General features: G+C 47.4%; 10 protein-coding genes. 4 read left to right on the top strand and 6 right to left on the bottom strand.

Annotated features, from left to right (window positions below; all coding sequences use genetic code 11):
• Nucleotides 1-306 precede the first annotated feature (306 nt).
• Together QUB06_RS02885 and QUB06_RS02890 are read left to right on the top strand one after the other, a co-directional pair.
• Nucleotides 307-936 carry a hypothetical protein gene (locus tag QUB06_RS02885; protein ID WP_333434028.1) on the top strand — a complete coding sequence of 210 codons (630 nt, stop codon included), beginning with the start codon at nucleotides 307-309 and terminating at the stop codon, nucleotides 934-936.
• A complete protein-coding gene (locus QUB06_RS02890; protein ID WP_333434029.1) occupies nucleotides 929-2674 on the top strand; it encodes a diflavin flavoprotein in 1746 nt (581 codons plus the stop codon). Before QUB06_RS02885 ends, QUB06_RS02890 begins: the two co-directional genes overlap by 8 nt.
• Before the next feature lie 94 nt (nucleotides 2675-2768).
• On the opposite strand, the gene pgsA is transcribed toward QUB06_RS02890, so the two are convergent.
• From pgsA to QUB06_RS02920, 6 genes are all read right to left on the bottom strand, one after another.
• Entirely contained in the window at nucleotides 2769-3287 is a 519-nt protein-coding gene (pgsA, locus tag QUB06_RS02895; protein WP_333121563.1) for a CDP-diacylglycerol--glycerol-3-phosphate 3-phosphatidyltransferase, read from the bottom strand.
• Nucleotides 3288-3495: 208 nt separating this feature from the next.
• A complete protein-coding gene (locus tag QUB06_RS02900) occupies nucleotides 3496-4341 on the bottom strand; it encodes an ADP-ribosylglycohydrolase family protein (protein ID WP_333434030.1) in 846 nt (281 codons plus the stop codon).
• 81 nt (nucleotides 4342-4422) lie between these two features.
• The gene (locus QUB06_RS02905; RefSeq protein WP_333434031.1) at nucleotides 4423-5133 is read right to left on the bottom strand and encodes a sugar transferase; all 711 of its coding nucleotides are present in this window, start codon (nucleotides 5131-5133) and stop codon (nucleotides 4423-4425) included.
• 274 nt (nucleotides 5134-5407) lie between these two features.
• Nucleotides 5408-9763, bottom strand: coding sequence for a hypothetical protein (locus tag QUB06_RS02910; RefSeq protein WP_333434032.1), 4356 nt, complete (start codon nucleotides 9761-9763; stop codon nucleotides 5408-5410).
• A 309-nt stretch (nucleotides 9764-10072) separates the two neighbouring features.
• Nucleotides 10073-10309, bottom strand: a complete 237-nt coding sequence (locus tag QUB06_RS02915; protein WP_333434033.1) for a hypothetical protein — start codon at nucleotides 10307-10309, stop codon at nucleotides 10073-10075.
• Nucleotides 10310-10561: 252 nt separating this feature from the next.
• Nucleotides 10562-10732, bottom strand: coding sequence for a hypothetical protein (locus QUB06_RS02920; RefSeq protein WP_333434034.1), 171 nt, complete (start codon nucleotides 10730-10732; stop codon nucleotides 10562-10564).
• Between the two features lie 259 nt (nucleotides 10733-10991).
• On the opposite strand from QUB06_RS02920, the gene QUB06_RS02925 reads away from it, so the two are divergent.
• Together QUB06_RS02925 and QUB06_RS02930 are read left to right on the top strand one after the other, a co-directional pair.
• Nucleotides 10992-11705, top strand: coding sequence for a Crp/Fnr family transcriptional regulator (locus QUB06_RS02925; protein WP_333290119.1), 714 nt, complete (start codon nucleotides 10992-10994; stop codon nucleotides 11703-11705).
• Between the two features lie 90 nt (nucleotides 11706-11795).
• Nucleotides 11796-12293, top strand: coding sequence for a universal stress protein (locus QUB06_RS02930; protein ID WP_333434035.1), 498 nt, complete (start codon nucleotides 11796-11798; stop codon nucleotides 12291-12293).
• Nucleotides 12294-12402 lie beyond the last annotated feature (109 nt).

A 12402-nucleotide genomic window follows, 5' to 3' on the forward strand; every position in this document is an offset into this window, starting at 1 on the left:
CTGTTGACTGTTGGCAGTTGTCAGAAGCAAGAGGGAAATTCAACGATATATCGATCGACTGTCTGAGTCAACACACCTCAAACGTATTAGTAAGGTGCGTCAGCCGATGTTTTATTCGACTTCATCATCGACTATGTACAGCCGCACCCTACAATTACAGTCTAGGACGCAACTGGCTACCCAAAAACTCTCAACGTTGGGTGCTTGTGGCGCACCTTACCGGGTTCTGGGTGTTGGGTGCGCCACAAGCAGCAAACCGGGCAAACCGTTGTCATTTTGACTCCATTTTAACTAGGGGAATTGCCAATGCCTGCCAATCTTTTAGAAGACCGAGATTACACAATTATTATTGCCCGAAGCGATGCCAGCAGAGACCCTCACCATCCTTGGTACGAGGATTGGGTAGAAGCACAGGCATCTCTGATCGACTTAGCAAAAAAATGTCAGCAATTTGACAGCGACGGCATCACCCTTTACGAAGCTTCTACTCCTATGTGGAAGTATAAAAATTCCAATGTAGCGCGGTTAGCTGAAATTTTGCAGCGACAAAATACGGAACCGGATTCAGCAAAGCCGACTACAATTCATTTGGAAGAAGCTCTGACAGCAACTTTTAGCGACTATTTCGCAAGCAAAACAAATCCCACAGGGAAGAACGGAGCAATAATTGTTGCAGTCCTAGATCAAAAACCAGAAAATACCGCTGCTGTTGCCGAAATTCTTGTAAGTGCGGCAAATAAAATAGAGAAAGATGAAGAAATTGGGGTTAGCTTTATCCAAATTGGGGACGATCTGAAAACCAGGGAATTTCTGACTGACCTCGATACCAATTTACAGGGTAGAGGTGCAAGGTTTGACATTGTAGATACCAAGTTTTGGCACGAAATCAAAAGAAGTTCTGTAGTTCAGTTTCTCATAGGTGCAATTAATGACTAACACTTTGACTCCTAGACTCGCATCGGATGCCAAACCCCGCGACGTGCAGTTTATCCCGATCGCACTCGATACTTTTATTGTGCGATCGCGCACTTGGGACAGACTCAAATTTGAAGTCGAGTATTCGCTGCAAAAGGGGACGACAGCAAATAGCTATATTATTCAAGCTGACAAAACTGCTTTGTTCGACCCGCCAGGGGAATCTTTTACTCAAAATTATCTGGAATTTTTGCAGAAACGGGTGGACTTGACAAAGCTGGATTACGTGATTTTGGGGCATTTTAATGCTAACAGAGCAACCACGATTAAAGCTCTGTTAGAATTAGCTCCTCAAGTAGCTTTGGTTTGCACTAATCCAGCAGCAATTAGTTTGCGGGCCGCTTTTCCCGACCAAGAATTAAACATTATGATCGTTCGGGGAGAAGAAACTCTCAACTTAGGTAAAGGTCACGCCTTAAAATTCATCGCGACTCCCACTCCTCGCTGGCCTGATGAACTTTGCACCTACGATCCGCACACTCGAATCGTGTTCACTGACAAACTATTTGGAGCTCACGTTTGCGGCGACCAAGTATTCGATGAAGGGTGGAGCGTTTACACCGAAGATCGGCGCTATTATTACGATTCCCTGCACGCATCTCAGGCAAAACAAGTGCTGACCGCAATGGATAAATTCGCCGATTTACCAGCAGCATTTTATGCTCCCGGTCACGGCCCGATCGTCCGTTACGGCCTTAATGAACTGAGCAATTTGTATCGGGAATGGAGCCAGCAACAAAATTCAAAGGACTTGACAGTTGCTTTGATTTATGCTTCGGCTTACGGAAATACGGCGACTTTAGCGCAGGCGATCGCCAAAGGAATTACGAAAGCCGGCGTTGCGGTGGAAAGTATTAACTGCGAATTTGCCGAACCGGGAGAAATTCAAGAGGCGATCGAAAAATGCGCGGGATTTATCATCGGAACTCCCACGCTAGCAGGACACGCTCCGACGCAAATTCAAACAGCTTTGGGAATTGTTTTATCCACCGCAACTAAGAGCAAACTAGCGGGGGTTTTCGGTTCTTTTGGCTGGAGTGGAGAGGCGATCGACTTAGTGGAAAACAAGCTGAAAGATGCCGGCTATCGAATTGGATTTGAGCCGATTCGAGCCAAGTTTAAGCCGACGGCGACGACGATTCACGAGTGCAAAGAAGCGGGAACGGATTTTGCTCAAGCTTTGATTCGATCGCAAAAATTGCGGACACCGAAACCCCAGTTAGCAGCGGGGAGCGATCGCACTGAACAAGCAGTAGGAAGACTCGTTGGTTCGCTGTGCGTACTCTCGGCGAAGCGGGGGGATGTCACCAGTGCGATGCTGGCTTCCTGGGTGTCGCAAGCAACGTTTAATCCCCCTGGCGTGACGATTGCGGTGGCGAAAGATCGATCGATCGAAGCTTTGATGTATGCCGGAGATAAGTTTGTACTCAACATCTTAGCCGAAGGGCGACAGTTGCGGAAGTATTTCATGAAAAACTTTGCTCCGGGAGAAGACAGATTTGCGGGAGTCGAAACAATGGAAGCTAGCAACGGCTGTCCAGTTTTGACTGATGCTCTAGCTTATCTGGAATGCGAAGTGATAAGTCGGATGGAATGCGGCGATCACTGGGTAGTTTATGCGGCGGTTGAAAACGGTCATTTGCTGAAAAATGACGGCGTGACAGCGGTGCATTACCGGAAATCTGGGAGTCATTATTAAGCTACGGCTAGGACACGGCAGTGCCGTGTCCCTACAACTATATCGTAGTTTTTATCTGCGTTAATCCGCGTTCATCTGCGGTTAAAAAACCGATTTACTTGTCCTCAGCAGTCTTTTCCGGCCACAGATAAATAGCGCCAGAAATCAAAGTTAAAGCCACAGAAACCCAAAAAGCAATTAATGCCGGAAAATTCCACGCTTCAGACAGAGGAGCAATTAAAAGTGCGATCGCCACAATCTGACTCACCGTCTTCAACTTCCCCCAAATATTAGCTCCCGAAATCGTAGTTTTATTAACACGCCACCCCGCAATTGTCAACTCCCTGCCCAAAATCAAAAACACTCCCCAAGCCGGGACTCGACCCAACTCAATCAACACTAAAAGCGGCGCGAGCACCAACAATTTATCCACCAAAGGATCGAGAAACTTACCCAAATCGGTAATTTGATTCAGCTTCCTAGCCAAATAGCCGTCCAGCCAATCAGTAGCCGCAGCTACCACAAAAATTGCGGTGCAAATCCAGCGGCTTTGAGCGCTTGGGTCGTACAAACCGTAGAGCAGGAAAGGTACTCCCAGCAAGCGAGAAAAAGTAATCAAATTAGGCAAATTCATAATAGATATGACTAAGGCAAAGGGCAAAATCAAACAAAGGTATGTAGTTGCGCTTTAGCGCTCTTAGCTTAGGAAAGAGCGCTAAAGCGCAACTACATACCTAAAATTTAACCCTATTTGTGACAGTTGGTCTTAGTCCTAATAGAAAGAAGTTCGGCAACGAAGCAGTGTAAGGGATTTAACGGATGTAACCTATCTCAGGAAGAAGTCAGAAGTCGATCGCGCAATTCATTAACTGTCGATCCAGTTCTATAATATAATCTCTGCCGTAAGATAGATTTTCTAATCCTTGTACCAGATTTTCTGGCAGGTCTTGGGCAATTTCATTGCTACAGGAACCAGCAGCTAAAGCAATTGTTGCTACTGTATCAACATCTCCCGAAAAAGCAATGCAATCTTGGAGCAGTGTGCTCATACTATCATTTCGCATGACCGCAGTAATAGCTGCTCTAACACAGACCACACCTTTAACGCTGACTTCTCCTTGCCAAGGTATCGACCACTCACCAGGGACGTGCTTTTCTAGAAAATTTCCCAAATTCTTCTTTAAACCTAGCTGATAAATAAAGTAATGAGACATCAAAGCGGCCGCTCTAGCTGCTTTAATGCCATCAGGAGTATTGTGAGTAATGGCAGCTTGAATGGTAGCATTTTCGATAACTTTTTCAATAGTAGGAAAAATTCCAATGGGGCCTGCTCGCATCGCCGATCCGCTTTTATCGCTAGCGGAGTGAATTTTGTCTAAGAATTCTTTTCCGTCTTGAACTTGTAGCAAAAAATTGTAAAATTTACCAGCATAACCCAATCGCCGATCGCGCCCAAAAGCTGCAACAAATTTGCTGGCTAAAAGTTCCGGTGTCCAAGGTTCTCGGCTGACGATAGCTTCTGCGACGGCTAAACTCATCTGCGTATCGTCGGTGTAACACCCAGGCTGAATGTCGTGACGGGGATGCTTGATGTAGCCGTTGAGATTGTTGTACAATTCGATCGTCTGCTGGTCAACAAATTCAAAACCCGCACCGTAAGCATCACCAATCGCTAATTCTATTAACATACATTTAATCCGTTTCCTACTATTTCATCCCCGGTTTTCCCTAAAATTTAAAATCCCAAAACAACCCAAACAGCAAGTCTATTAACACGCACCGTTTTTACTGAAGACAACCCCAATTGTTTGGCAAATCAGAGTGATGTCGTAGACAACAGACCACTTGCGCTGATAGTCGAGATCCATGCGGACAATCTCGTCAAAGTCTTTAACTCCAGACCGTCCGTTGACTTGCCACTCCCCAGTAATACCGGCTTTGACATTTAAACGCTGCCAGTGAAAATCGTCATAGGCAGCAACTTCATCGGGAGTTGGCGGTCGAGTTCCCACTAAACTCATGTCGCCAACTAACACATTCCAGAATTGAGGCAACTCGTCCAAACTCGTGCACCGTAAAAAGCGGCCGACGCGGGTAATTCGCGGGTCATTTTCATTCTTAAAAATGTGACCCTTGGCTTGGTTCCTAACTAAATGTTTGAGGTTTTCTGCACCGACAACCATCGATCGAAATTTCCATATTCTGAAAGGTCGCCCTTTGAAGCTGCAGCGGACTTGACTGTAAAGCAGCGGGCCCGGATTGTCCCACAGCATCGCCACTGCCACCGGCACCGCCACCACTGCAGCAATTGCCAGTCCCAGCAGCGAGCCCAAAATATCGATCGACCGTTTTACCTTGCTCGTTACGGATCGGTGATGCTGTTGTTTTGATACACCGACTCTGTAAGTAAATTCTTGAAAAAATAAGGACAGCATTTCTGATAATGATGATTTCGACGAGGCACCCATCGGAAATTTCATATGATTTGTCTCAACTTTAACGATCTCTTACGTCCATCTTATTAGCCATCCCAAATCTGCAGAACCTGAAATGCTCAGCTTTGCACAATCTTTAAAAAGCACTCACACTTTTATAAAGTTTCTATGTGTTTTCTATAAAAACGTATAAAGTTTATGTAAACTTGCGTACATTTACAGAAAAAAGTTAGTCCTGGACGCAAAAAAACCTGGTTTCGACTAGAACCCTTCCCCGAAGACAGGGAGGATTCTACTGAGAAACCGGGTTTTTTGCCGTTTAGCGATAAATATCGGTGCGAACATCCCAAGCAAGTGTTAGCGGCTCTAACAATTTTTGCTGGCTGCTAGAGGCGAGTTTGCCTAAATATTCGCGAACAACAGAGGCGTGTTCCAGATTCAAACGATAACCCCGTGAGACATCTTCAATGAAAAGCGGCTCAGCCCAAATTGCTTCCCAATCAGGATTTTGCCTCGACTCCTCGGCGAGCAGCATGAAATCTTCCTCCGCAGGCACAAGTCCCGCCGGCAAATTTCCTTCCAAAATCCGCAAAATTCGGGGTTCGCAGGTGCGGGTATTCACGCCTTGGCGTTCCAACAACTGCAAAATTTCCTGAAAGCTCAGAGTTTCCTGGCCCAAAACCTGCATTAATTCCCAGAGCAGAAAAAAGTCGCTGTACTGCTGCTGCGACACACCCAAAATTTGAGGATAGAGAGCCAAACTCGCTAACCCGCAGGCAACTCGACCAATTTTTTGGGGAAAATTTGTACTTTGAGATACAGAATTTAATGCAGAATTGTCAATCTCAAAAATATCTCGATCGCCGTGCAATTCCTGGTCTTGAACCACGATCGCATTCGGCAGCTTCTGCCGCAACCAGCGGGCGATCGCAGGCCAAGCACCCATACCCCCCGCACAAATCGCCTGATTAATCCCCGCCGGCGACATCCCCGCGCGGCTGAGCAAAGCATTCAATTCACGATTCAACTGCTGCACAAAAGGCACTAAAACCAGACTTTCCAAATCTTTGCGCTTGACATCCCAATGCTGCTGGCCAATATCCAAAGTAAAACTTTTTTGATGTTGCAAAATAACTTTTATTTGCCTTGCCGCCTCTAACAATTGCAGGCCAAAAGCAGAACCTTGTAACCGCTGCTGCAATTGATAGCGGTTCGGCAAATCAGGATGGCCAGGACGTGGCAAATCGATCGACATTCCCCAAGTTTCATTTTTAGCCAACAACTGACAGATAATATCCTGATCGAAAGCATCGCCAGCCGCATCAAAACTGTGGCAAGTAAAATCAGCACGACTTAAATCTTGAAGATTAGACGGCAACTCAACTAAAGCTAATTCCACCGTCGCCGCCCCCGCATTCAAAATCAAAGTTCCCCCGCTAAAAGACGAAGCATTCACAGCCAGCGGTGCAGCTTCTTCACCGCCCTTAGCAGAATCCACGGCTGACGACTCGACTTCCATGTTATTTTTCACAGGAGTTACAGCAGCAAGCAAAGTGGCGATCGCATCTTCCACCACAAAAATTTGCGAATCAGAAGCCACCAGAGACGCGCCCAAAACCGCCTCCTGCAGATTAAACATATAAACATCCGACCAGCCGGCCGGAGTCCCCAAAATTACACCCTGCAAGTCTAAAAGCGCCGCATCGAGAGTTTCTGGCGTCAGTCCCGAAGCCCTACAAATTAAATTAGAAACTGGCAATCCTGCAAAATTCGCCCTTGGTGCAGAATCCAAAATTTCCCCTGATTCGGCAAATTTTTGTCCCCGCAAACTCGGATTCAAAGTAGCCAGCAGTGCCCGCACGCATTGCAGCGGCAAGGCGATCGAAAAAGCCTGCAAGGGCGACCACTGCAACAGCGGTTCGTACATCCCATCCGCTTCCCGCTGATAAGGAATGCCCACCTTTAAAGGCCATTTAAAATTTTCCAGTAAAAATTCTCCTGCAGCCAAAGCCTGGGGTCGGAATCCCACCGACTTGACTGTCACCTCTGACCCTAGGCTTCCTGGGGCTGTGTTCGCCAGCACCGCAGCCGAGGGAATCCGACAACTGGCGTCTGCTGCCCAAGCCTCAGCCTGCGATGCTTCCCAGTAAATCGGGTGCAACTCGCCGCTGGTGCGATCGAGCAAAGCCGCAGACAGGCCGGTGGAACCGAAATCAATGCCTAAATACCAGCTAGAATTCCGGCGTTGTGATGGGGCGATCGCACCTGCTGCAGAATGCCCAGCCGAGTCTTGCTGCTGTGGCCCGGCTAACTCGCTAAAATCGGTTTTCCCCTGAACAACTCCTGCTTTACTCTCTGTCGAAATTAGGTTTTTTTTTTGACTTTCTGGAGGACTCGATCGCAGTTCGTTAGTTTCGGCAGTTTCTGGAGGGGGAGAATCCGTCAAAGGTCGATCGGTCTCGGTCAAACTAGCCAAAATCTCGTCTAGCGTCAAATTCGAGTCGTCTTCCTCCGCAAACAAATCATCCTCAAGTTCGTTTTCCAAAACAAAGGGTTCATCATCAGAGGAGAGTTCCAACACATCCGAGAACAAATCCTCCAGCGTGCCGAGTTCTTCCTCTGCCGCCTCCGCAAAGGGATTGTTTGCAATGCCTTCGGGGGAACTCGCCGATAAATCCAAGCTGTTAGCGACTGAGAAATTCGATCGCCCGAAGCTAGTATTTTCCAATCCCTCCAGATTGTAGAGGTCTGCCTCCAAAAGTTCCAGAGTATTGTTGTCCAAATTTAGAGCTCGATCGAGGTCATCTTCTAATGCCTCGACCGGCAGCAAGTCCTCGTCCGGCGAAGCTTGGATGTACCCCTCATCGAGGCGCTGCGAGGATGAGTCGAACTCGCCAGTTTGAACGTCACCGGCACTCGGCACACGGGACTCGGCACTGGGGCGGTTTGGGCTAATTTCGGCAGATGTTCTCAACGGCAAAGCTGCTGATTGAGGGACTGTAGCGCCGAACTGCTCGCCTTGGTTTTGAGCCGTTTCTAGATTTTCTCGATCGTCCGCGTCAAGTTGCACCTCGGCGGTTGAGGCTGGTGCTTCTGAAACTTGAGGTACTGTTGCCCCTTGCGGTTCAAATAAATCTGCACTATCTAAAGTTAGAGACTCTACAGAATTCCCCATTACCAAGTCTGAATCTTCATCTACTAAAATCTCTTCCAGAGATTCGCCTTCATCCAGCAGATTTACAAACAAATCTTCGGTCATTTTTAGCGATTCGGCAGTTTCCTCGTCCGCCGACGCTCGATATTGTACACCTTCACTTTGGGGCTCAATTACAGTAGTTTCTACGGGGGTACTTTCGATTTGTAATTCTACTTCAGGAACCGCTTCTCCCGCGAACAAACTTGCATACAAATCCTCAATATTTTCGCCTGTTTCTGTTAAGCTATTCTCCGATTCACCGCCAGTAAACTCCGTTGCATTTCCCGATGTTTCGGGTGCAGAATCGAACAAATTATCTTGCAACTCCGGGAGCAAAATTGGGGCTTGAATGCGATCGCGGTCGCGCCTCAACTGTCTGAATTGCGGAGAAATTTCTGTACCGGCGTAGGGAAATCTGTCTTGTTCTCCGAATTCGCCGGTGCGAATTTCCTGCACCGAGTCTCCAGTCTGAGTCTCTGTGGCTGAGTTCTCGATCGCAGTATTTGAAGGGGCGGGAGCGACAGAAGATTGATCGGCTGCGGTTGGGGTGACGGTTTCGAGATTATTTGCTAAATCGATCGGCTGTTGAACGTAGGAAGAAGCTTCTCGCCCCAACTGTGAGGCCAAGTGGTTGACCAAAGCCGCGAACATCGCCTCGCTCTGCTGGCTCAAACCGTACATATTTTCGAGTTCTTGTCTCAAGGAAGCTTGATAGCTTTGCAGATTTCCTTGCAAAGCCTCGAACACGATAGCCATCCTAGAATCGAGACTCATCAGCAGACTGTCAGCATGAGATTGGAACAGTTGCATTTGCTCCAACCTCTGAGCCGGCGTCAGCAGCGGGTGTTCTTCTGAGGTTTGTGGGTTAAGTGTTACGTCAATAGCCGATTGTTCATCAGGTCCACTGCCCAAAGAGTAAGGTGCTGCGCTGCTTTGCAATAACTGATTTTCTAGGGAACTTAGAATTTGGGAGAAATCGCTAGTCAAGGTTTCTTCCAAGCGGGCAGTCAGTACCTGCAAGAATTCACCAATGATTTGCTGTTGGTTGGCTTGTTGCTGAGCTAGGGATTGTTGCTGCTGCCGTTTTGCTTCTAGCAGTTTGATTTCTTGAATTAGAGCTTGCTGCTCTTGCCGCAGAGCTTCTATGTCTTCTTGGAGCGGCCCTGTCAGGCTGGAACGCAGGTGGCTGATTTCTCCGGTTACGGCAAGCATGATTTGCTCTGCAGCTGAGGGGCCAGGGGCGGGCAGAGGCACTTTGGGTACTGGAACTGGTTGCGGGCGGACATTTGGGCGGGCGGGGGCCTTTGGGGCCGTTAGCTTTGAGTCTGAGGAAACCAGATAAGCGCGAACTCGCTCTAAAAGTTGGCGCTGGTGGACAGTATCAAGAGAACCAGTCCAAGGCAAGCGGGGTGCGGGCTTGCTGAGTACCTCGTCTATCTCAGCAATCAGTGCTTGAATTTTGTACTTCTGAGAATTCAAGGGCGGAACCTCTGGGAATGCGGCTTGGGAGAAACTTTACCGAAAAAAGACTGAAGTCAGGCGGCAGCGATGCCAATAGATAGAATAATCTGAATGCGAGTCCGTCAATCGATTTGAGATTTGAGATTTTAGATTAAAGAATTGAAGCATTGACCCCACGGATAAATACGTTCGGCAAGTTTCATCGGATACAGGTTTTTTATTTCTGGACGGATGAATCCGGGGGCTTGTATCCTGAATGCGAGTCAGTCAATAATTTACTAATATTTTCTGACAACTGTTAATTAACGTTTTATCTTCGGATAACTTCTATTGCCTATCATAGGTTAGCCGGTACTTCCGCACCAAATGCCCGCTTCTATCAACTGCAAGTGCCGTCAAATTCGGTGGCTCAGGGGCGAGTTTCCTGACCCGGAGGCTGATTCCTGCTCGGAATAGCTGCGATCCCCACAAACTTTTGCCTTCACCCGCTTCAACGGCGGGCCGCACACTGTCACCGCGAGTTTCGTTAGCATGGCGGCGCGCCACTGTCTCTTCATCTTTCACCGACTTGGAAAAAACCTCAAATAATTTGCGATTTGGGATACCGAGATTCGGGATTGTCCCCGTATACTGGGTTTGAGTAACCTTTAATTATAGCCTTTTATATGTATTCGTGGCTAGATACTAATGGTACAATAATCTTGGGCTAGCAGAAAAGTTGGCTGGGAAGTGGGTGGGTTTCGCTCGCGAAGAGCGCCAGTCTTTAGGCTCGCAATGGCTGTGGATTTTGCCGATCGTGCTGACATTTGCCAGGTTCTAGGCAGTTGCTCGGATTTGGGATCTGTCTACCGTGCTTGCAGCCTTGTGCTCGTGGATTCTGCCTTCTCGACTGCTGGGCTGACTGACAACAAATCTCTCAGCAGTGTTAAACTTGTCTTCGCGAAGTGCTTTCAAAGGTAATTCGATCGGCTCAGTCGTTTGCCACATTGCTAAAATTTTGTTAATAAAATTGGCTCAGTGGTATATATCTAAAAAATTATGGTATATTCTTTAGTTTCTAGCTCGCAATCAGAGCTTGAGGCTATTAATTCCCATATTGGGCCTTTGACCGCAAAACTTTAGAGGTAAAATTGCCGATTTTAGATCCTTGTTTCTCAAATCTTGAATCTCAAATCGAATGACTCGGCTGCAAGCTATTTCTAACTGCCCAGCGCAGATCCAGCGCATAAATTAAAATGATGGCCTCATGGAAGACCGCTTTAACACCCGAGATCCGCAGTCCAATATAAATCAATTGATAGTTTCTACTCCTTTTTTTGCAGGCTTGCCCGATCCTGTAATTGAGAGAGCAACTCTCCACATCGTTACCCGCAGTCATCCGGCAAATCAAGTGATTTTACTCGAAAATGACTGGGGAACATCAGTGTATTTTATATTGGATGGTTGGGTGAAAATTCGCACCTACAACCTAGACGGAAAAGAAGTAACACTGAATATTTTAGGGAAAGGAGAACTGTTCGGGGAAATGGCCGCGATCGAAGAAGCACCGCGATCGACAGATGTCATCACCCTAGCCCCGACACTGATCGGCAATATGCCATCTCAGGATTTTGTGCAGCTCATTCATACCGAGCCGCTAGCAGGCATTCGCCTAGCTCAACTGATGGCGCGTCGCCTGCGACAAGTCAACCGCCGCCTGCGTTTGCGAGAGTCTGACAGTACCTCGCGAGTAGCAGATATTCTATTATTTTTGGCAGAGGGGCAAGGCAAAAAAATCATGGAAACAGGAGGTACAGAAATACCGAACCTGCCACACAGAGAATTGAGCAGCCTCAGCGGGCTGGCTCGCGAAACAGTAACGCGAGTGCTGAGCAAGCTGGAAAAAAAAGGAACTATTCAGCGCGAACGTGACGTTTTGTGCATTCCCGACCTGCACGCCTTAGAGCGTCTGTTAGTCTAGAAGTATCAGAGATTGCTTTTATTGAATCTAATTCAAAAGCACTCTCTGTTAATTAACTGATATTAATGATTTCCCGCCGGAGGTAAAGCTATGAGTTTTAAGAAAATTTTTGTTGCCTTAGATGATTCAGAACTGAGCCACCGCGTCTTCAGTCAAGCTTTAGAATTAGCTCTGAGCGATCGGGCCCAGGTGATGCTATTTAACTGCGTTACTGTCAACACGCTGGGCGAGAGGGCAGTGCCAATTCCGGTAGATTTGGGCATGAATGTCGAGTTAATGAATCAAGCTTATCAAGCTCAACGTTTGCGGCTGGAAAGCGAGGAAAAACAGGCTTCGGGTTTGCTGAAAAATTACTGCGACGCTGCAGCAAAACAAGGATTGCAGGTGGAATTTGACTGCAAAAAGGACGGTGCTCCGGGGCATAGTATCTGTGAAGCCGCCGAAAATTGGGGCGCAGATTTAATAGTGTTGGGAAGGCGTGGCCGCACGGGGCTGGCAGAAGCTTTCCTCGGCAGCGTCAGCAATTATGTCGTTCACCACGCATCTTGTTCGGTTTTGGTAATCCAGGAAGCGAAAATCGAAAAATAGTGCTGCTGAAAATTTTTGCTGAGAAAATCCATCTAAAATAAGACTTGCGTTCTTACCGAAATCCGGTTTCTGCGAGCAATATAAAATTGGGCGGCGAGGCATCCAAACA

The organism is Microcoleus sp. D2_18a_D3 (genome assembly GCF_036702455.1).
Lineage (GTDB): Bacteria > Cyanobacteriota > Cyanobacteriia > Cyanobacteriales > Microcoleaceae > Microcoleus.

Bases quoted from the DNA above. Each gene is read 5' to 3' on its own strand.
- QUB06_RS02885 (WP_333434028.1), top strand. From the start codon at position 307: ATGCCTGCCAATCTTTTAGAAGACCGAGATTACACAATTATTATTGCC.
- QUB06_RS02890 (WP_333434029.1), top strand. From the start codon at position 929: ATGACTAACACTTTGACTCCTAGACTCGCATCGGATGCCAAACCCCGC.
- pgsA (WP_333121563.1), bottom strand. From the start codon at position 3,287: ATGAATTTGCCTAATTTGATTACTTTTTCTCGCTTGCTGGGAGTACCT.
- QUB06_RS02900 (WP_333434030.1), bottom strand. From the start codon at position 4,341: ATGTTAATAGAATTAGCGATTGGTGATGCTTACGGTGCGGGTTTTGAA.
- QUB06_RS02905 (WP_333434031.1), bottom strand. From the start codon at position 5,133: ATGAAATTTCCGATGGGTGCCTCGTCGAAATCATCATTATCAGAAATG.
- QUB06_RS02920 (WP_333434034.1), bottom strand. From the start codon at position 10,732: ATGTGGCAAACGACTGAGCCGATCGAATTACCTTTGAAAGCACTTCGC.
- QUB06_RS02925 (WP_333290119.1), top strand. From the start codon at position 10,992: ATGGAAGACCGCTTTAACACCCGAGATCCGCAGTCCAATATAAATCAA.
- QUB06_RS02930 (WP_333434035.1), top strand. From the start codon at position 11,796: ATGAGTTTTAAGAAAATTTTTGTTGCCTTAGATGATTCAGAACTGAGC.